This window comes from Brevibacterium sp. BRM-1, assembly GCF_026802075.1.
Taxonomy (GTDB): Bacteria; Actinomycetota; Actinomycetes; order Actinomycetales; family Brevibacteriaceae; genus Brevibacterium; species Brevibacterium rongguiense.
This window is the reverse complement of the sequence record NZ_CP113788.1, coordinates 2,202,602-2,223,612: the sequence shown is the minus strand read 5'-3', so window position 1 is coordinate 2,223,612 and position 21,011 is coordinate 2,202,602. Positions and strand designations below refer to the sequence as shown.

At 71.1% G+C, this 21,011-nt stretch carries 13 protein-coding genes; 6 read left to right on the top strand and 7 right to left on the bottom strand.

Features of this window, described 5'->3' with window-relative positions:
• From rsmG to BRM1_RS09765, 3 genes are all read left to right on the top strand, one after another.
• Positions 1-639, top strand: a complete 639-nt coding sequence (rsmG, locus tag BRM1_RS09775) for a 16S rRNA (guanine(527)-N(7))-methyltransferase RsmG (protein ID WP_160953601.1) — start codon at positions 1-3, stop codon at positions 637-639.
• A 92-nt stretch (positions 640-731) separates the two neighbouring features.
• Complete coding sequence (locus BRM1_RS09770) at positions 732-1,631, top strand: ParA family protein (RefSeq protein ID WP_268525533.1); 900 nt, start codon at positions 732-734, stop codon at positions 1,629-1,631.
• Positions 1,624-2,958 carry a ParB/RepB/Spo0J family partition protein gene (locus BRM1_RS09765; protein ID WP_268525531.1) on the top strand — a complete coding sequence of 445 codons (1,335 nt, stop codon included), beginning with the start codon at positions 1,624-1,626 and terminating at the stop codon, positions 2,956-2,958. The genes BRM1_RS09770 and BRM1_RS09765 overlap by 8 nt, the downstream gene beginning before the upstream one ends.
• 1,942 nt (positions 2,959-4,900) lie before the next feature.
• On the opposite strand, the gene BRM1_RS09760 is transcribed toward BRM1_RS09765, so the two are convergent.
• From BRM1_RS09760 to BRM1_RS09730, 7 genes are all read right to left on the bottom strand, one after another.
• Positions 4,901-6,049 (bottom strand): N-acetylmuramoyl-L-alanine amidase, encoded by a 1,149-nt coding sequence (locus BRM1_RS09760; protein ID WP_268525530.1) that lies wholly within the window; start codon positions 6,047-6,049, stop codon positions 4,901-4,903.
• 92 nt (positions 6,050-6,141) lie between these two features.
• On the bottom strand, positions 6,142-6,462 hold the full coding sequence (gene trxA, locus BRM1_RS09755; RefSeq protein ID WP_160953605.1) for a thioredoxin: 321 nt from the start codon (positions 6,460-6,462) through the stop codon (positions 6,142-6,144).
• A 1-nt stretch (position 6,463) separates the two neighbouring features.
• Positions 6,464-7,420, bottom strand: a complete 957-nt coding sequence (gene trxB / locus BRM1_RS09750) for a thioredoxin-disulfide reductase (RefSeq protein ID WP_160953606.1) — start codon at positions 7,418-7,420, stop codon at positions 6,464-6,466.
• 106 nt (positions 7,421-7,526) lie between these two features.
• Positions 7,527-10,004, bottom strand: a complete 2,478-nt coding sequence (locus BRM1_RS09745; protein ID WP_268525527.1) for a hypothetical protein — start codon at positions 10,002-10,004, stop codon at positions 7,527-7,529.
• 32 nt (positions 10,005-10,036) lie between these two features.
• Positions 10,037-11,665, bottom strand: a complete 1,629-nt coding sequence (gene murJ / locus BRM1_RS09740) for a murein biosynthesis integral membrane protein MurJ (RefSeq protein WP_326956788.1) — start codon at positions 11,663-11,665, stop codon at positions 10,037-10,039.
• A gap of 89 nt (positions 11,666-11,754) precedes the next feature.
• Positions 11,755-14,160 carry a DUF6049 family protein gene (locus BRM1_RS09735; protein ID WP_268525525.1) on the bottom strand — a complete coding sequence of 802 codons (2,406 nt, stop codon included), beginning with the start codon at positions 14,158-14,160 and terminating at the stop codon, positions 11,755-11,757.
• Positions 14,157-14,645, bottom strand: coding sequence for an NUDIX hydrolase (locus BRM1_RS09730; protein WP_160953610.1), 489 nt, complete (start codon positions 14,643-14,645; stop codon positions 14,157-14,159). The genes BRM1_RS09735 and BRM1_RS09730 overlap by 4 nt, the downstream gene beginning before the upstream one ends.
• Positions 14,646-15,014: 369 nt before the next feature.
• Between BRM1_RS09730 and BRM1_RS09725 the strand changes: the two genes are divergently transcribed.
• The 3 genes from BRM1_RS09725 (at position 15,015) to BRM1_RS09715 (ending at position 20,986) form a co-directional block, all read left to right on the top strand.
• Entirely contained in the window at positions 15,015-16,472 is a 1,458-nt protein-coding gene (locus tag BRM1_RS09725; protein WP_268529803.1) for a CCA tRNA nucleotidyltransferase, read from the top strand.
• A 144-nt stretch (positions 16,473-16,616) separates the two neighbouring features.
• Positions 16,617-18,332: an AMP-binding protein gene (locus tag BRM1_RS09720; RefSeq protein ID WP_268525523.1), complete on the top strand. Its 1,716-nt coding sequence runs from the start codon at positions 16,617-16,619 to the stop codon at positions 18,330-18,332.
• Positions 18,333-18,589: 257 nt separating this feature from the next.
• On the top strand, positions 18,590-20,986 hold the full coding sequence (locus tag BRM1_RS09715) for a transglycosylase domain-containing protein (protein ID WP_268525521.1): 2,397 nt from the start codon (positions 18,590-18,592) through the stop codon (positions 20,984-20,986).
• Positions 20,987-21,011 lie beyond the last annotated feature (25 nt).

The window sequence follows — 21,011 nt, the reverse complement described above, 5'->3', positions numbered from 1 at the left end:
ATGGAAGCCGCCGAGTCCCCCGCCGTGCCGCCCGCGGGCGCTCTCGAGCTCTTCGGCGCGCGCGCCGGACTCGCCGAGCGCTACGCCCACCACCTGGCGACGACGGGCGTCGAGTGGGGCCTCATCGGCCCGCGCGAGGTGCCACGGCTGTGGTCCCGGCACATCCTCAACAGCGCACTGGCCGCCGAACTGCTCAGCCCGGGCGACGATGTGGGCGATGTGGGCTCCGGCGCGGGCCTGCCGGGAATTCCCCTGGCGCTCATGGTCCCCGAGGCATCGTTTGCGCTCATCGAGCCCATGGAGCGGCGCGTGGACTGGCTGACGATGGTCGTTCACGACCTCGGCCTGGAGAACGTGCGCATCGTGCGTGGGCGCGTCGAGGACCTCGCCGATGACGAGGTGTTCACGGCGGTGACGGCGCGAGCCGTCAAGGCGCTCAAGGTCCTCGTCGAGTGGTGCGCGCCCGTCCTGGCTCCGGACGGCAGGCTGCTGGCGCTCAAGGGCGAGCGCGCGCAGCAGGAGATGGCCGAGGCGGCGAAGGCGATTCGCCGGCTGCGCCTCTCCCCCGCCGTCCTGCATACCCTGAGCAGCCCGCTCGTCGAGACGCCCACTCGGGTCGTGGAGGTCGTGCGGCCCTGAGGGCCGCGTCGGTGCCGTTCGGTAGAATCGCAGAGCCGGAGCAGGCTTCGGAATCCCGGACGCGTTCCGGTTCACACAAGGACGGAGTGCACATGCCGATCATGGACGAGTCGACTCCGCTGGGCGCCGCGATCGCGCGCGACAACCGGCGGGCGGAGCGCCTGGCGACGACCACCTTCCCCCGGCCGGATCGGACGCGCATCTTCACGATCGCGAACCAGAAGGGCGGCGTCGGCAAGACGACGACCACCGTCAACATCGCGGCCGCGCTGGCGAAGCAGGGCCTCGAAGTCCTCGTCATCGACATCGATCCGCAGGGCAATGCGAGCACGGCACTGGGCATCGACCACTCGACGGAGGTGGCGAGCGTCTACGACGTCATCATCGAGGACGCCGCTATGGCGGACACCGTGGCGCCGTGCCCGGACCTCGATCACCTGCTGTGCGTGCCCGCCACCATTGACCTCGCCGGGGCGGAGATCGAGCTCGTCTCGCTCGTGGCGCGCGAGCAGCGCCTGGCGCGCGCCCTCGAGGAGTACCTCGCCCTCCGCGAGTCCGAGGGCTCGCGTGTGGACTACGTGCTCATCGACTGCCCGCCCAGCCTGGGGCTGCTGACGGTCAATGCGTTCGTCGCCGCGAACGAGGTGCTCATCCCCATCCAGTGCGAGTACTACGCGCTCGAGGGGCTGAGCCAGCTGCTCAAGAACATCCAGCTCATCCAGAAGCACCTCAACCCCGACCTCAGCATCTCGACGATTCTGCTCACGATGTACGACGGGCGTACGAATCTTAGTGCGGAGGTCGCCAACGATGTGCGCGCGCACTTCCCCGAGCAGGTGCTGCGCGTGGCCATCCCCCGTTCCGTGCGGATCTCCGAGGCTCCCAGCTACCGGCAGACCGTCATCACCTATGAGCCCTCGTCGTCCGGTGCGCTGTCGTACCGTGAGGCGGCCGAGGAAATCGCAGCCCGAGGAGTGGCAGACAATGGCTGAGCGCAAGCGCGGACTGGGCCGGGGCATCGGCGCCCTCATCCCCGATATCGTCACCGATGAGCGCCCCGTGGACGTGTTCTTCCCCGACGCCGGTCGCGACGCGGCGGACGAGGCGAAGCCCGCCCAGCGGGCCGCCAGGCGCGACCCCTCGGAGGGCATGCGGCGCGCCGCGGCGAAGAAGAGCGCCGGCAAGAAGGCGCCCCGCGGTGCGGCTCAGGCCAAGGCAGCGGCTCAGAAGGATGCCGAGGCCGATGCCGGAGCCGGTGCTGCCGATGGCACCGCCTCCGCGGTGGGGGGTGCGGGATCCGGGAAGCGATCGGGGTCGTCAGGAGGCGCACGCGGTCGTACGTCCGGGGCGGGTGCCGGTACGCAGTCCGGTGGGGCGTCTCCCGCGGCCAAACGCGGAACCGCGGCGGACAAGCTCGTCCATGAGCAGCAGCAGGCGGAGGCGCACCCGACAGCCGATGCCGGGGAGCCCGGTGGCGATTCGATGGACCACTCCCCCGAGCTGCGCTCCGTACCGGGCACGGCGTTCGGCATGCTTCCGGTCGGCCAGATCCGGGCCAATCCCCGGCAGCCGCGCACGATCTTCGATGAGGACGCGCTCGCCGAGCTCGTCCATTCGATCCGCGAGGTGGGTGTTCTCCAGCCGATCGTCGTGCGCGTGGTCGACGCCCGGCAGCCGCAGTACGAGCTCATCATGGGCGAGCGCCGGTTCCGGGCCAGCCAGGAAGCCGGGTTGAGCGAGATCCCGGCGATCATCCGCGACGTGCGCGATGACGACCTGCTGCGGGACGCGCTGCTGGAGAACCTGCACCGCGCCGACCTCAATCCCCTGGAGGAGGCGGCCGCGTATCAGCAGCTGCTCGACGACTTCTCCTGCACGCAGGAGGAGCTGTCCGAGCGGATCGGACGCTCGCGCCCCCAGATCACCAACACCCTGCGGCTGCTGCGGCTGCCGGCGCTTGTGCAGCGCCGTGTCGCGGCCGGTGTGATCTCGCAGGGCCATGCGCGCGCGATCCTGGGCCTCAACGACTCGGGGCAGATGGAGGTCCTTGCCCAGCGGGTGGTGGCCGAGGGACTGTCGGTCCGCGCCACGGAGGAGGCCGTCGTGCTGCTCAACCGCGGCGAGAAGCCGCGGGCATCACGCGCCGCCGGACAGGTCTCCCCCGAGCTTGCCGAGGTTGCTCGCTCCATCGGCGACCGACTGGACACCCGGGTCGCCATCACGATGGGCAAGCGCAAGGGCAAGATCAGCGTCGAGTTCGCCAATGCGGAGGACCTCGAGCGCATCCTCGGTGCAATGGGAGTCCAGCGCTCCGAGTGAGCGTGAGAGTCAGTGTGTCCGCTGCACGCGCTGCGCGCTTTACGCGCTGTTGGCGCTGTACGTTCTGCTGGCGCGAGATTTCCACACTTCCGGTTTCGGCCGTGCGACGCGCGATACACCAGACGGTGTTCGATGATCGGGGTTCCGGTGCGCAGCAGTTGCCGTTGCGCGAGCGAAGTGAACACGACGCCATAGTTGAGTGCGCCTTACCACGTTTCACGTGAAACATCGCCGTGGCACCCGCTGGGTGTCGGTGCTGCGGAGCATTTCCCGGTGGTTGAATGACGTGTTTCCGCGTTCGAAAGGCGTATACGTGCGCGACGTTCGGTTTTGATTCGAGTGAGGCGAAGTTCTTTGGCCGTGGGCCTCCTCCGTGGCAGCAAGCTGGCATTTTGGCTGACCGACGGCGTTCTCATCAGCACTTGCGGTGTGCTGACGGGAGTTCCCCTGTCCTCGATGCCGGTGGCGAGAAGGCGTCCAGTATCGGCGTACTAGCGATGTTTCACGTGAAACCGCTCGCCCGACCGTTTGCGTTCTGCGTCCGCCGTGCTGGGCTGCACTCGCAATCGTGCGCTCCCGCGCGAACGGCTGTCCGAGGGCGTTGAGGAATCGAGGCCCTCCGGCGGGCGGTTCAACCATCCTATGCCTCGCTTAAGTCTTTTGAATCGGGTGTGTGGCGCCGGGTTCCGTAGGCCTGACGTTCACTTGCTGGTTTCGGCAGGTGGTCCCCGTTGGCAGAGGCCAAGCTGATGGCCGCTCTTCCCCTCCCCTAACCCGAGCTCGCGATCACCGGTCCCCGACGAGTCGGCTTGCCCTTTTATGGTGCCGTTGCGATCGCGGCTTTTCCGAGGTTTCACGTGAAAAGGTCCGACTTCCGCGATCAAACACCGCAGCGGGCGGTCGGAAGTGAAGTTCGCGGTGTACGTGAGGCAGCCGCAAGACGTCCCGCTGGCTCCGCTCGGCTCTCGTGGTGATCACAGTTCACGGCTCTTGTTCGGCTGCTGTATGCGGTGGGCCGGGCGGCTGTGCTTGCGCCCTTGACCGGTATCGGGTGCGCGATGCGAGAGCGGTGCTGCGACGCCGGACTCAGTGGTGGATGAGCCGCGAAGCGGTAAGCGAGGTGAACAACAAGGGGAACACCGGGTGGAGACCGAAACGTTGGTGATGCGATTCATCCTCGCTGCCGGTTTCACGTGAAACATTCTTGAAGATTGCGCTTGTCAGGACCGAGGCAACCCGTTGGCTTTTCGCGCCGCCCATTCTTCGAGTCCGGCGTCATCTTCTTCGCGTCGCCATGTCATTTGGGCTGGGCAACGGCGTAAGACGGTTTAGGAGCCTACTTCATCCTGCATGCGGGGCAGCCGTGGCACCGCAACGCAAGCTAGGGTTCGTTAACCGCCGGGCCGGTGTGAGTCAGGTTGCTTGCGAGTGCTTATGTTGGCATGTTTCACGTGAAACACGGTCTGTGGTGCTGCGGGGCGTGCTGGGCAGGCTCGAATCCGGCTTTTTCGGCCCGGAACCGGGGACCTGGCACCCGGGCTTTGCGACATTTGGCCGTGGGACTTGCGCTCTACGACCGTGGGCTTTGCGACCGTGGGGCGCGCGGTGCGGGGCTCGTTGCGCGGCGTGGGCATCCGGTCGAGTGGTCTGGCAGGGGCCCCTGAAGTCGCGGTCTCGCGTCTATCACGCGTGACACGGGGCAGTGTCCGTATTGGGCTGAACGGCGAAGAGCCGACGACCAACAGAAACTGCCCGGGCCGAACAACGGTCATGCGCACCGCCCGGGATCGATGCAGAGGCTCGTTGCGAACGGGACAGTGCACGGTGGCTGCGTTGCTCGCCTGGGGTGACCTCATCACCCAGGTCCGAGGGCCTGCACACGTCATGTTTCACGTGAAACACGTTGGTTCTGACGGCGCGGATCGAACTGGGCGGAGCGATTCTACGGGTGAGTCTTCCCGGTCGCCTCGGCTATTGCTGTGACGGACAGCGTGCCGGTTTCCGGATCGGCTTCGCCCTGCAGATAGAGGCGCTGGAGTGCGACGACAATCGCCTCCGCCATGCTGTCGCGGACCGTGTCATCGGACAGTCGTCGGGCATCTTCGGCGTTGCTGAGATAGCCCGCGACCACGTGGACCTTGGGCGTGCGCAGGATGCTGAGGGAATCCCAGCTCGCGGCGTGGGCCCGGCAGTCGGTGAAGCCGGTGCGGGCTGTGAGCTCGCGCTGGATGAAGGAACTCAGCCTTCGACCGGTGGGGGAGAGGCCCTGCTCGCGGACGGAATTGCCGAAGTAATAGGTGGCGACGCCGTTGGCGACGGGGGAGGGGCTGTGGTCCTGGGTGATGCTCACGACGGCAGCGGCTCCCAGCTCGTCGCCCAGGCGGGGGTCGGAGCGGGCGTCCGCGGTGATCGCAGCGGCCCCGAGGGCGGTGAGCCGACCGGTCACTCGGCGGGCGATGTCTCCCGAGATCCGCGCCTCGGCGTCTGCCTGCTCCTGGGAGAGGTGAAGCGCGGTGAAGTCGCGGGGGGTGGTGCCGGCCTCGATGACGAACACGCGCCCAGCCAGCGAGGCGCCGGTCGCCGTGAGGCGGACGCGCTCGCGCAGGGCGAAGACCGTGCCCGCGCTGCCGCTGCGCACCACTCCGGAGAGCGCGTGGAGGGTAGCGGGGCCGACGATGCCGTCGGGCTGGATGCCGAGGTTCTGCTGGGCATCGCGCACCGCCGCATCGGTCTGCGGACCGAAGATGAAGTCCAGTCGCTCGGTGTACATGCCCAGTCGGCTCAAGCGCGTCTGCAGCTCGGCCACGTCGTCCCCGCGCATGGGGCGCACGGGGTCGAAGCTGAGCACCCGGTCGCCGAGCCGAAAGCGCGCGAGCTCGACCTGGCTGAAGGTCTCCGGCCCCAGAACGCCGTCGCAGACGATGCCGCGCTGCTGCTGGAACTCACGGATCGCAGAATCGAACGTACGATCGAATTCATCGGATTCCGCGTCGCCCACGGGAAGCCCGAGCCGCGCGAGCTGGGACTTCGTCACCTGCAGAACGGGGTGCGAATCCCCTCGGCGCAGGGTGGGGAACAGGGAGGTGGGCATAGGGAGATCATGTTCTGTAGACGGCGTGGAACGCGAACAGGGCGTCCGACGATTCTAGCGCAGACGCCCTGTTCGCCCGGACGGGCCGGGTCTCAGCCGATGTAGTCGGCGAGTTCCTTCTCCAGCGCGGGCTTGGGCCGCGCGCCGATGATGGTCTTGGCGACCTCGCCCTTGTCGAAGACGTAGAGCGCGGGGATCGAGGTGATCCCGTACTGCGCCGCGGTCTGCATGTTGTCGTCCGTGTTGAGCTTGACGACCTTCAGCTTGCCCGCGTGCTCCTGGGCGATCTCGTCGACGATGGGCGAGACCATCCGGCACGGGCCGCACCAGGGCGCCCAGAAGTCGACGAGCACGGGCCCGTCCGCCTCGAGGACCTGCTGCTTGAAATCGGCGTCGGTGACTTCCTGGGACATCTCACTTCTCCTTGGTGTTGAGTTCGCTGTCGCTGAGCTCGGACAGGTAGTGCTCGGCATCCGTCGCGGCGACGCAGCCGGATCCGGCCGCGGTGATCGCCTGCCGGTAGACGGGATCGATGACATCGCCGGCGCCGAAGACTCCCTCGGCGCTCGTGCGCGAGGAGCGGCCCTCGACGACGAGGTAGCCGTCGGGGCGCAGATCGAGCTGGCCGGCGAAGAGCGCTGTGCGAGGATCCGAGCCGATCGCGACGAACAGCCCGGTCACCGGCAGTTCGCGGGTCTGCCCATCCGCGGTGGAGGCGATGGTGAGGCCCTCGAGCTTGTCGGCCCCGTGGATCGCCGTGACCTCGGAGTCGAGGACGAATTCGAGCTTGGGGTCGGCCTCGGCCCGCTGGCGCATGGCCTTCGAGGCGCGCAGCTCGCCGCGGCGGTGGATGAGGGAGACCTTCTTGGCGAATCGCGTGAGGAACGTCGCCTCCTCCACGGCGGAGTCGCCCCCGCCCACGACGGCGATCTCCTGGTCCTTGAAGAAGAACCCATCGCAGGTCGCACACCAGGACACCCCGCGTCCGGAGAGGTTCTTCTCCTCCGCGAGGCCGAGCTCGCGATAGGCCGAGCCGGTTGCGAGGATGACGGCGGTGGCGGTGTACTCGGCGCCCAGTGCGGTGGTGATGCGGTGGCGGCGCGGCTCGATGTGCAGTGTTTCGACGTCGTCGTAGAGCACCTCGGCGCCGAAGCGCTCCGCCTGCGCGCGCATGCTCTCCATGAGCTCGGGGCCCTGGACGCCCTCCGGGAAGCCGGGGAAGTTCTCGACCTCCGTCGTCGTCATGAGGTCACCGCCGGCCGTGACGGACCCCGCGATGACGAGCGGCACGAGGCCGGCCCGAGCGGCGTAGATCGCCGCGGTGTACCCCGCGGGGCCCGAGCCGATGATGACGAGCTGCTTGTCGGTCATGCTTCTCCTTGTCTGTTCACCCTGCCCAACAGCGCGTGGGGGAGTGGTATTCCGGTGCGGGCGGGGCCGCGGACGAGGCTGTGGCGCCGGGGTGCGGCAGCCGGGCTCAGCCCACCGCGACCTTGGTCAGCTGCGCGCGGTAGCCCGTCGAGGACTTGGGCAGCTCGGTGATCCACACGAACACGTAGGAGCCCTCGGCGGGCTCGTCGAGGGTGAGCGTGCCGTCAGCCTTCGAGAACTTCCCGCTGCCGACCCGGCGCGCATCGCCGCGCTTGGCCGAATCGCCCACGAGGATGTCGAAGGAACCGCCGGAGAGCTTCGAGTCGAGCGTCACGGACTTCACGGCCGCACTCTCCTCGAGCTTGATGCGCAGGCCAAGGCCGTCCTTGAGGCTGCCGAACTGCGCGCTGCTGTAGCGATCGGTGGACCAGGTGCCATCGCCGTCGGGCAGTTTCTTCGCGTCCGCGTTGTGCTCCTTGCCGTCGCCCTGCGGGTCGATGGCGGTGACCGAGGCGATGGCGGGCGCGGGTCCCTGCGCGGTTTCGCTCGGGGCGCTCGCCGAGGTCTCTGCGGGCTCCGGCGCCGCGGTCCGGTCCGCTCCGGGCCGGATGAAGAGGGCGGCGACGATGCCCAGGCCCACGAGGATCGCGAGGCCGCCGAGCATCACGGGCAGGCGGCTGCGGCGCCCCGGCGGGCGCGCGCCGCCCTCCCCGGCGGGCGCGCGGCCCACGGTACCGGCGGCGCCTGCTCCGGTTGCGGTCGCTCCGGCCGGGGTCGTCCCGGCGGCGCCTGCACCGCTGCCGGCAGTCTCCGCAGTCACGGCGTCCCCGTGCTCGGCGCGGCCGCCGTGCTCGGCTGCGCCGCGGGCGTTCGCTCCGGCGGGCGCTGCGCCACCGTCTCCGGCCGGCAAGCCGGTGGCGTGCGCCGCATCGCCGTTGAGGTCGCTGCGCTCGTCGGCGCTGAGCGCCCGCCGGCGGCGCGCGGTCTCCTGCTCGGCGGCGGCCGCCTGCTCGGCACGGGCGCGCTCCTGCGCCGCCCGCTCGCGCTCCTCGTCCGCGCGGGCGCGCTCGAGGGCGGCCTCGCGCAGGCGGGACTCGCGCTCGTACTCCGCCTGCTGCTCGGCGAACCGCTCCTCGCGCGTGGTGAACATGCCGCCCATGAACCACCCGCCCTCGTCCTCCTCGGCGGGCACCGGAGCCGGGCGGTCCGCGGGGGCGTCGGCAGCCCCGTCGGCCGCGGCGTCCGGGCCGGGCGCGGACTGCCCGGGCGCGCGGCCGGCGTCGTCCGGCTCCGGGCGGGGGCCACCGCCGGCTGCCTCCCGGCCCCAGGGGGCGTCGCGGTCCCACAGGGCCTCACGGTCGAGGATCGGTGCGGTGAGGTTGTCGTCGCGCTCATAGGCCGCGTAGGCGCTGTAGTCCTCGCGGGAGTCCTCCGGCTGCCACTCGTGCGCCCGCTGCGAGGCGGAGTCGAGAGAGGCCGGGGCGATGGGGAACCGGGAGGCGCTGCGCATCTTCATGCGGTCGTCGTACGGGCTGCGCGTGGCATCCGAGACCCCGGCCGCGGCGCCGTGCACGCCCGGGCGCGTCATCCCGATGCGGGCCAGGGCCGCCTGCATCTGCGCCGGGCTGGCGCGCCGGCCGCTGCTCGAGGAGCCCTCGTTGTCGCCGGGGCGCGCCTGGGGGGCTGCGGTGACGGGCGCGAGCGGGGCACTGGGCCGCACGGACTGCGCGATGGTGCCCGCGGAGCCGGCGGAGAGCTCGTCGCGGCTCTGGCTGGCCCGCCGGTCGATGGAGCCGAGGGCGGAGACGTCCCACTCGCCCAGGTAGCGGACGATCTCGCTGGCCGAGCGGGGCCCGGGCTCCGTCTGCGCGACGACCCCGGAGACGAACTGCTCGAGTTCGCCGGGAATGCCCTCGGCCAGGGAGCGGGCGGGCACGATCCGACTGTTCTTCATGCCGGAGGCCGGCAGTCCCGCGCGCTCCTGGGAGCCGGGCCACGTGCCGGTCAGGCACGCGTAGAGGATGTCGATGAGCGCGAGGGCATCGGTGCGCTGGGCCTCCTGCGCGCTGAGCTCGTCGAGGCGCAGCCCGTACGGGCGGTCCGCCGCGGCCGCGTCGATCGCCAGGCCGTGGACCACGACGTCGTTGTCATCGGTGATGAGCACCGACTCCGGGCCGAGGAAGAGGTGGTGGAGGCCGCGCTTGGCCGCGTGGGCGAGCGCGGTCGCCAGCTCGCCCACGAGGGCGGTGGCCGCGGCGGGGCTCAGCGGGCCGTGCGCCAGCGCGCGCGGCAGGGGAGTCCCGCCGGCGCGCTCGCACACGACGAAGTCGAAGCCCTGGGAGGAGCCGACGTCGTGGACGGCGGGGATCCGCGGGTCGGTGAGCAGCGAGGCGCGCCGGCCGGCGTCGAGGAGGCCGGCGACGGCCTCGGAGTCCGCGAGGTAGAGGAGCACGGGCTGGTCGAGGATCGCGTCGAGGCCCACGCACACGGACCCGACGGCGGGGTGGTCGGCAAACCACGGCCGGACGACGTCGGAGACGACGTAGCGGTCGGCGATGACCATCCCTCGGTCGAGCTTGGGCACTGCGATCACCTCCGGTCGGAATCCGGCTCAGTCTATCGTTTGAGCTTCGCCCTCACCGTCGCCTGCAGCTGGCGGAGCTCGGTGACTCCCAGGACCCAGCAGACTCCCAGGTAGAGGGCCAGGATGACGATCCCGATCCACGTGCCGGTGAGGAGCGCGGAGACCTGGGTGTCCCACGCCTCGGGCCCCACGAGGCGCAGCAGCGCGGTGCCCGCGAGGCTGGCCACGATGCCCGCGATCGCGAACCGCACGTGCGCGCCGATGATCGCGCGCAGGCCCAGGGTGCCGATCCGGCGGCGCAGGAGGATGGCGGAGAGCGCGCACGCGACGATGTAGCCCAGCGTCATCGAGGCGCCGATGCCCGCGACGATGAGCCGCGGCGGGAGGGAGCTGGAGACGAGGACGCCGGCGGCGGTGATGAGCACCTGGGGGACCTGGACGAAGAACGGGGTGCGGGCGTCCTCGTAGGCGTAGAAGACGCGCTGCAGCAGATAGTTCGCGCTGAAGGGCACGAGGCCCAGGACCATCGTGACGATGATGATGCCCAGGGCGATGGCCTGCTCCGTCGTGCCGCCGCCGATCACCATGGCGACCGGGCCGGCCAGCGCGATGAGCGCCGCCGTGAAGAACATGTTCACAAGCCCCACGAGCCGCGTGCCCGTGCTGAACTGGCGGACGACCGCGGGCGTGTCGCCCTCCGCCGCGGCCGAGCTCAGCGGCGTGAACAGGGCGGTGGCGAGCGAGACCGCGACGAGGGAGTGGGGGAGCATGAAGATGAGGTAGGCCACGGAGTACGCGGCGTTCGAGGCGGAGACCTCGGCGCCGTTCGACGAGGCCTGCGAGGCCACGCGCGAGGTGATGATGAAGCCCAGCTGGCCCAGCAGCACGGCCCCGAAGGTCCAGCCCGCGACCTTGCCGGCCCGGCCCAGGCCCACCCCGCGGAAGCCAAAGCGGGGGCGGTAGCGGAAGCCGATCCGGTAGAGCGGCCACAGGAGCACGAGCGCCTGGGCAACGACGCCCAGGGTGGCCGAGCCCGCGAGCACCGTGATCTTCTGCGCATCCCACGTGCCCACAGCGTGCTGGCCCATGCGGCCGGGGCCGAACATGAGGATGAACGCCCCGAGGCCGGCCATGGACACGAGGTTGTTGACCACCGGCGCCCACATGTAGGGGCCGAACGAGGACTTCGCGTTGAGCACCTGGCCGAGCATCGTGTAGAGCCCGTAGAAGAAGATCTGCGGCAGGCACCAGTAGGCGAATGCCACGGCCAGTGCGGTCTTCTCCCCGCTCCACGTGCTCGAGGAGTAGAGGTGGACGAAGCCCGGCGCGAAGAGCGTGGCGATGGCGGTGAAGGCGAAGAGCAGGCCCACGGTGAGCGTGAGCAGGCGGTCGGTGAAGTCGCGCCCGCCGTCCGGCTGCTTGGCCGCGCGCACGATCTGCGGGACGAGCACCGCGTTGAGCACGCCGCCGGCCAGGAGCATGTAGAGGTTGTTCGGCACCTTGTTCGCGACGTCGAAGGCGTCCGCGGCACCGCCGGCGGTCACCCCGATGGCCAGGGCGAGCATCATCGTCTTGACCAGGCCCAGGATGCGCGAGACGAGCGTGCCCGCCGTCATGATCGCCGAGGATCGGGCCAGGGAGGCGATTTTCGTGCCTGCCACGTGGTCTCCTTCTGAGTCTGGTGCTGTGTCCGGGTGTGCGTGCGTTGGTCGGTGCGGGCTCCTCCGCTGAGGCGCGGGCCGGGTTCGGCTCAGGCGCCCGGATCGCGCTCCGGGGGGTGCGCCGGAGCGTCCGGGCCGGCCGGAACGCGGCCGAGCGCGGCATCGAGCTGATTGGCCGGGATCTTGCGGCGTCCGCGGCGGATGGTGCCCACGAGGCCGACGACGAAGACGAGGCCGACTCCGCCGCCCACGACGGCGGTGCCGATATTCTCCCAGTCCGCGCGCACCCGCACCACCGTGTGCGAATCGCCCGGGACGACGAAGCCGTTGTCCGCGATGAGGCTGACGCCCACCCGCACATCCGCGTTGGCGATGCCCTCGATGGGCACCTCGACGCGGGTGCGCTCGCCCGGCTTGAGCTCGAGGCGCTCGGAGCCCTGGGCGCGCAGCTGCGGGGTCTCCGGGGTCAGCCGCACCGTCATGGCGGCCGAACGGTCCGTGCGGTTCTCCACGGTGATGGGCAGGGTGGTCTTCTCACCCGTGACGAGGAGGACGGAGGAGCCCTGCTCGATGTCGATTCCCGTCGTGAGCGAGTGGGCGCTCTCCTTCGCCTTCGCCGTGCAGTCGGCCTGCGAGCCGGTCAGGCGCCAGCCGAGCGAGGCGCAGGTGAGCAGCATGCGGCTGTCCGCGGTGCGCGCGGCCTGCGGGTCGGTGAAGATCGCCGCGTAGCGCTCGAGCTCCGCGGCCGGCCGGCCCAGGGGGCGCAGGCTGTCCGCGTCGAGGCCCTGGGAGCGGGTGCGCTCGGCCGTGCGCTCGGCGGCGGTGCTGCCGAAGCCGCCCGCCTGCGAGCCTGCGGACCCCCCCGCCGTGCTCCCGGCACCGGTCGAGGCCGGAGAGGCGGACGCGCTCGACGCGTCGTCGGAATCCGCCGCGGGCTGCTCGAGGGGGCCGCGCTGCACGGCCTTCGAGTCCAGCAGCGCACCCAGCGAGTCGCCCTTGAGCCAGGGCAGCTGGGAGGCCAGGGCCGTGGCGCGCTGCCACGACGGATCGGCGCCCGTGCGCGGCAGCGCCATGAGCACGGTGCGGGAGTCGGAGGGCCGCTCGGAGGTGATGGCGGCCGTCTGCGCGACGAGCTCGCTCATGGCGGCCGCGCGGGTCTGCGGATCGCCGAGGCCGCCGGCGAGCGCGCTCAGGCGGGTGTCGACGATGAGGGTGCCGAGCTCCGAGTCCGAGTCGGAGCCGCCGGAGGAGTCCGAGCCCTCGCCGCCCAGGGACAGGCGCGAGTGGGCGCTCTGGGTGTAGGAGGCGGTGCCCGGCTGCTGCGTGTCGGCGAGGACGGCGGTGGTGTCCCCGGCGCGCCGGGCCGTCTGCAGCCCCTGCTGCCCGGCGGCTCCTGAGGCCGGCCAGGCGATGTCGGTGCGCGCCTTCGGGAAGACTCGGCGCACGATGTCGGCCGAGGCGCGGGCCGTCTTCGTCTGCGCGTCGAGGCCCGCGGCGCTCAGGGCGGTGAGATCCGCATCCCCCCAGGGCAGCGCCACGATGCTGTGCTTGGCGGCCTCGGCCCGGAAGTCCTCCCACCATGCCCGCAGCTGTGGATGGTCCGCGTCCTGCTCGTCGTCGGGCGCCGCGCTCGGGGCGTCCGTGGCCCCCGGTGAGGCATCGTCGTCCTCGTCGTCGTCCCGCGCGCTCAGGGCGGCCTGGACGGAGGCGACGATGCGCGGATCGATGGCGAGCGCGGTCGAGCGCTCGGCGCGGGCGGCGGCGAGGGCCGCGGTGAGCGCGCCGTTCTTGCCGACCGCGTCGTCGAGGGCATCGGCGGCGATGAGGCCGCGCTGCCCGAACGCCGTGAGCGTGACCGGCACGAGGCCCGTGAGGCGGGTGGGCTGGACACTGGGCTTCGGATACCAGGTGGTGAACGCGGTGGCGGGGTCCGCGGTGACCTCGCGCTCGGAGCTGCCGGTCAGTCCCACGCGCAGGCCGCGCGGGCCCCAGGTGGCCAGCGGCTCCGACGTGCTGAGCCCCAGGCGCGAGGCCGGGACAGTGAAGCGGAAGCGGGTGGTGCTGCCGGCGGCCAGCGTCGCGGGCATGTCCGGCACTGCGATGGGGTGCTTCGAGGTGTCGCGCTGCGCGGTGCCCTGCGCCGCCGCGGCCTCGCGCCACTGCGAGGGGGAGGCCGACCACGACTCGATGCGGTCGCGGGAGTCGAGGATGCGCCGGGAGATGCCCAGGCTCAGGCGGGGGCTGCGCACCTCCGTGCGCGCGGTGATGGTGCCGCTGAGCGTGAGCGTGCCGTCCTTGTCCAGCCAGGGGGTGACCTCGGTGACGGCGACGGTGGCCGCCTGCGCCTCGGCGGGGGAGGAGGAGGCCGAGGCCTGCGGCGAGGCCGCGGGCTGGGCCGCGGCGGGGGTGCCCACGAGCAGGGGGGAGGCGGCGAGCGCAGCGGCGGCGAGGGCACTGGCGGCCCGCGTCGCGCGGCGGGTGGAACGGCGGGTCACGAGGCGTACCGCTCCACCATGTGGCCGGCGGCCATGACGATCCGGCGCTCGTTGGCGAAGGACAGTCGCGTGCCCAGCTCGCGGAACGGCACCCACGCAGCGTCGACGGCCTCGTGATCCGGATCGTCGTCCACGGTCAGGCGGCCGCCCACGGCGCGCAGGAGGAAGTGGTGGACGACCTTGTGGATCCGGCAGCCGGCGGCGGAGAACCAGTAGTCGACGCTGCCCAGCGGGGCCATGACGCTGCCGACGATGCCGGTCTCCTCGGCCACCTCGCGGCGCGCCGCCTGCGCGGGGGTCTCCGCGCCCTCCAGGTGGCCCTTCGGCAGGCACCACTCGAGGCGGCCCGCGCGGTTGATGCGGGCGATGATCGCGACCTCGAGCGCGGCCGAGTCGAAGTCCACGACGACGCCGCCCGCGGAGGTCTCCTCCACGGTGCGGGCGCGCAGGGGCGCGGGCCCGGGCTTCGGCAGCGGTCTGGACATGCCCTCACCCTAGCGGGCGAGTCTGGGGAATTGGCCGTGCGCGCCCGCGGGCGCCTGATCGCCCCCGCGGCCCCGGAGGCGGGCCGCACGGGCACCGGGCGGCGCCCTTGGGTAGCCTGGTGGCGTCAGCGCGCAGGACCGCGGGCGGCGCCGCCCGCGCCCGGCCGGCCACCCGCGCCCGGCACAGCCGAGTGGCCCGCGCCACGGCAGCCCGCAGTGGGCGCTGGGGCGGCCCCGGGTGCGCGGAGCAGCGGTGCGGCCGGACGCGCACGCGGAGCGGTGGTGCTGCTGCGCGCGCAGCACACAGAGAATCACAGTGTCAGCAGAGAGTAAGGAGCAGCGGTGTTCTTGGCGAAGTCGCACGCGCGGATGGCCGCCGCCCTCGACGGGCTCGGCGCGGTGCTCGATCCGCTGGCGCAGCGCTTCGCTGCCGCGGGCTTCGAACTCGCCCTCGTGGGGGGCTCGGTGCGCGATGCGCTGCTGGGCCGGAGCATGCCCGACCTCGACTTCACCACCGACGCCCGCCCCGATGACATCGAACGGCTCATCGTGGGCTGGGCGGACGCCCACTGGGACATCGGGCGGAAGTTCGGCACGATCGGGCTGCGCAAGGACGGCTACCAGATCGAGATCACGACGTATCGCACGGACGCCTACGCCGGGGACTCCCGGAATCCGGAGGTGGCGTTCGGCACGAGCCTCGACGAGGACCTCGTGCGCCGCGACTTCACGATCGGGGCGATGGCCGTCCGGCTGCCCGGCCGGGTCTTCGTCGACCCGTTCGGCGGGATGGAGGACCTGGAGGCGGGCCGGATCCGCACCCCGGGCACGCCGGAGACCAGCTTCGGCGATGACCCCCTGCGCATGATGCGCGCCGCCCGCTTCGTCTCGCAGCTGGGCTTCGAGGCGGCCCCGGAGGTCGTGGCGGCCATGCGGGAGATGGCCGGGCGGATCGAGATCATCTCCGCCCAGCGGGTGCGCGATGAGCTCGTCAAGCTCATGTGCGGCGCCCGCCCGTGGGACGGGGTCGACCTCCTCGTGGCGACCGGCATCGCGGACACCGTGCTGCCGGAGGTGGCCGGGCTGCGCCTCGAGCGCGACGAGCACCACCGGCACAAGGACGTCTACCAGCACTCCCTGACCGTGCTGCGGCAGGCGGTCGAGCTGGAGGCGCGCTACGCCGCGGCACAGGAGGCAGCGGGGCTGGACGCCGACGACCCGCAGCGGCTCGCGCCGCCGGACTTCGCGGTGCGCTTCGCCGCGCTCATGCACGACGTGGGCAAGCCGGCCACGCGCCGGTTCGAGCCGGGCGGGGCCGTGACGTTCTACCACCACGACGTCGTGGGCGCGAAGCTGACCCGGGCGCGAATGAGGGCCCTGCGCTTCGACAAGGACACGATCGCCACCGTCAGCCGACTCGTCGAGCTGCACCTGCGCTTCTACGGCTACGGTGAGGCCGGCTGGACTGATTCGGCCGTGCGCCGCTACGTCACGGACGCCGGCGCCCAGCTCACCCGCCTGCACATCCTCACCCGCTCGGACGTCACGACGCGCAACCGGCGCAAGGCGGAGCGCCTCGCCTTCGCCTACGACGACCTCGAGGCGCGAATCGCGGCGCTGGCGGAGCGGGAGCGGCTCGAGGCGATCCGGCCGGACCTCGACGGCACCCAGATCATGGCGATCCTGGGCATCGGGCCCGGCCGCGCGGTGGGCAGGGCCTACGCCCACCTCCTCGAGCAGCGCATGGAGCACGGGCCGCTGGGCCCGAAGCGCGCGGAGGAGGCACTGCGCCAGTGGTGGGCCCAGCAGCCCGAGGCCCAGGCCTGAGCCCCGCAGAGCCCGCCCGCTCCCTCGCCGAGGCCCGCGCTCGGCCGCGCGGCCCGGGGCCGCATGGCACCGGTGTGCCACGCGCTCTTCGGCACCGGGCCCACCGTGTAGTCTGAGCCCGAATCCGGTCATCGAAGGAGAGACATGGGCGAGCAGACAGAGCAGTTCCGCGCGGCCAGGGACGGTCTGCTGCGGCTGCGCACCGACTACGAGGCGGCCATCGACGACTTCGAGTGGCCCCGCTTCGAGGAGTTCAACTTCGCCCTCGACTGGTTCGACGAGATCGCCCGGGACAACGACGCCCCCGCCCTGTGGATCGTCGAAGAGGACGGCCGGGAGGGCCGCTGGTCCTACCGGGAGCTCTCCGAGCGCTCGAACCGGGTCGCCAACCACCTGCGCGCTGCCGGCGTGCGCCGCGGGACCCACGTCATGGTCATGCTCGGCAACCAGGTGGAGCTGTGGGAGACGATGCTCGCCGGCATCAAGCTGGGCGCGGTCCTCATGCCCACGACCACCCAGCTGGGGCCCATCGACCTGCGCGACCGGGTGGAGCGCGGCGAGGCCGAATTCGTCGTGGCCGGCGCGGCCGATGCCGCGAAGTTCGACGAGGTCGCAGCGCCGGTCACCCGGATCGTCGTGGGCGCGAGGCCCGAGCGCGCGGGCGACATCGCCTATGCCGACGCCGACGGCGCCGCGGCGGACTTCGAGCCGGATGGCCCCACGCGGGCGGACGACCTGCTCCTGCTCTACTTCACCTCCGGCACCACCTCGAAGGCGAAGATGGTGGCGCACACCCACGTGTCCTATCCGGTGGGCCACCTGTCCACGCTGTACTGGACGGGTATGGAGCCGGGCGATGTGCACCTGAACGTGGCATCGCCGGGCTGGGCCAAGCACGCGTGGTCGAACATCTTCACCCCGTGGATCGCGCAGGCCTGCGTCTTCCTCTACAACTACACGCGCTTCGACGCCTCCGCCCTCATGGCGACGATGGAGCGCGCGGGCGTCACGAGCTTCTGCGCCCCGCCCACCGTGTGGCGCATGCTCATCCACGCGGACCTGGGCGAGCTCGCGCACCCGCCGGCGAAGGCGCTGTCCGCGGGCGAGCCGCTCAACCCGGAGGTCATCAGCCGCGTCCGCCGCGAGTGGGACGTGACGATCCGCGACGGGTTCGGGCAGACGGAGTCGACTCTGCAGATCGGCAACCCGCCCGGCCAGCCGCTCCACGAGGGCTCGATGGGCCGCCCCCTGCCGGGCTACGACGTCGTCCTGCGCGACCCGGCCACCGGCGAGGAGGGCGACGAGGGGGAGATCTGCCTGCGCCTCGACCCGCCCCCTGTGGGCCTGACCGCCGGGTACTGGAACAACCCGGACAAGACCGCCGAGGCGTTCGCCGACGGGGTCTACCACACCGGCGACGTCGCGGCGCGGGACGCGGACGGCTACATCACCTACGTGGGCCGGGCCGACGACGTCTTCAAGGCCAGCGACTACCGGCTCTCCCCCTTCGAGCTGGAGAGCGTGCTCATCGAGCACGAGGCGGTCATCGAGGCCGCCGTCGTCCCCTCGCCCGACCCCGTGCGCCTGGCCGTGCCGAAGGCCTATGTCGTGCTCGCCCCGGCGTGGGAGCCCACCGCGGAGACGGCCGAGGACATCCTGCGCTTCTGCCGCGAGCAGCTGGCCCCCTACAAGCGGATCCGGCGCATCGAGTTCGCGGAGCTGCCCAAGACGATCTCGGGCAAGATCCGCCGCGTCGAGCTGCGCACCCGCGAGCAGGAGCTGCACGGCGATGGGGGAGAGGCCCCCTCCGGCGGGCGCGAGTGGTCCGATGCGGACTTCCCCGGCCTCAAGGACGGCTGAGGGCCTCCGGGTCCGCGCTCCTGCCCGGGCCCGCGCTCCTGTGAGTTGGGCTGGCCTGGCTGTCGCAATCCCCGCCGGTGCCGTAGCCTGGGCCTGGGCCGACAGCCGTTCACAGGGGTGCCCGACGCTGGGACGGTGAGGAACGTCACCGCCCGGCCCGACCCCTGCGAGCTCATTTTCGGCCTCCCGCTCACCGTTCTTGGAAGATTGAATGGTGTACTTCTGCGGTTGAGCCCGACGATCGACCTGGGGGATTCTTGGCTGAGCACGTACGCCGCGGCACGCCGCGCTCGAAGACCGGCGCCAATCGGCGACTGCTGAATTACCCGCGCGCCGGCGTGGCCGGCTGGACCCGCTGGCTGCCGTCGCTGCGCCTCGTGGGCCTCGTCGCCCTTGTGGGGTTCGTGGCCGTCATCGCCGCCTTCAGCATCGGCTACGCCATGACCGGCATCCCCTCGCCCAACGCCGCCGCGGCGGGGCAGACCTCGAACGTCTACTACGCCGACGGCAAGACGCAGATCGGCTCGTTCAAGGTGGAGAACCGCAAGAGCGTCGGCATCGACAAGATCTCCACCGATATGCAGCACGCCGCGATCGCCGCCGAGGACAAGACGTTCTACGAGAACCGCGGCATCAGCCTCAAGGGCCTCTCGCGCGCCGTGTGGGGCGTCGCCACGGACAACTACTCCGGCGGCGGCTCCACGATCACGCAGCAGTACGTGAAGAACTACTACCTCACCGACGAGCACTCCATCACCCGCAAGGTCAAGGAGATGTTCATCGCGCTCAAGATCGACCAGGAGCAGTCGAAGGACGAGATCCTCGCGAACTACCTCAACACCGTCTTCCTGGGCCGGCGCAGCTACGGCATCGAGGTGGCCTCGCAGGCCTACTTCGACAAGCCGGCCAGCGAGCTCGACCGCTCCCAGTCCGCGCTGCTCGCGGCCATGATCCAGCAGCCCAGCCTCGCGGACCCCGCCGAGGAGCCGGAGAAGTACGAGGGCCGGTTCCGCTACGTGCTCAACGGCATGGCCGAGCTGGGCTACATCAGCCAGGCCGAGGCCGACTCCACGCAGCTGCCCAAGGTCAACGCGGTGAAGAAGGAGAACCAGTACAAGGGCCAGGCCGGCTACCTCATGGACGCCGTGCGCAGCGAGCTCAAGGACAGCGGGCACCTCACCGACGACCAGATCGACCGCGGCGGCCTCAACGTCACGACGACGTTCGACAAGGACAAGGTCAAGGACGCGCAGAAGGCCGTGAAGAAGCTGCCCAAGCTCAAGAAGGGCATGCGCGTGGGCCTCGTGTCGATCAACCCGAAGACGGGCGGCATCGAAGCGCTCTACGGCGGCCCGGACTACTACAAGCGGATGCAGAACCAGTCCACCCGCGACCGCGCCCAGGCCGGTTCGACGTTCAAGCCGTTCGCCCTGACCGCGGCGTTCGAGAACGGCTACCGGCTCAACGACACGTTCGTGGGCAGCTCGACGACCTTCCGCAACGACGGCACCCCGTGGCACGTGAGCAACTACGGCGGCTCGAGCTACGGCCGGGTCTCCCTGCTCGAGGCCACGGAGAAGTCCATCAACACGGCCTACGCCCAGCTCAACGTCAACATGGGCCCCAAGAAGACGCAGGAGGCGGCGATCCGCGCGGGCGTGCCGAAGGACACGCCCGGCCTGGACTCGAACGCCTCGAACGTGCTGGGCACCGCGAGCCCCACGACGAAGGACATGGCCAGCGCGTTCGCCACGTTCGCAGCCGGCGGCGTCTACCGCGCGCCCCACATGGTGGAGGAGGCCAAGGACTCCAACGCCAAGAGCATCTACAAGCCGGACACGGAGGGCGAGCGGCGCTTCGACAAGGCCGTCGCCGCGGAGACCACCTACGCGCTGCGCCACGTCGTGACGAGCGGCTCCGGGACGTACGCCCAGAACCTGGGCCGGCCCGCCGCGGGCAAGACCGGCACCTCGCAGAACAACGTCTCCGCCTGGTTCGACGGCTACACCCCGCAGCTGGCGACCTCGGTGTCCATGTTCCGCGAGAAGGTCGTGGAGAAGGACGGCAAGAAGATCGTCACGAACATCCCGATCGGCGCCTACGGCGGCCGCGGGGCCGTGACCGGCGGGTCGTTCCCCGTCCAGGTGTGGACGGACTACAGCAAGGCCGCGCTCAAGGGCACGAAGGTCAAGTCGTTCCCCAAGCGCGGCGAGCTGCCGGAGGTCGACAAGCCCGATGACGAATCGGGCGCCGGCCAGGGCCGCGCGTCCTCGGAGGACACCTCCGACGACGAGCCCAGGCGCACGCACCGCTACCGCTCCGACGACTCGCAGAAGAAGGGCAGCTCGTCGAAGAAGTCCTCCGCGCCCAAGAAGACGAAGGACGCCGACGAGGACAAGAAGAAGTCCGACGACTCCGAGGACAAGAAGGACGACTCGAAGAAGGACGACTCGAAGAAGGACGACTCGAAGAAGGACGACGGCGGCTCGGACGACGGCGGTGGCAAGGACGACGGCGGGAAGGACGACGACGGCGGTGCCGTCTCGCCCAAGCCCAAGCCGTCGAAGAAGAAGGACTCCGGCGGCGACAGCAAGGGCGACAGCAAGACGGAGAAGAAGGCCTCCGGCGAGGCCGCCCGCCCCGAGGACGACTAGCGCCGCGCCGCGCGCTCTGTAGGCT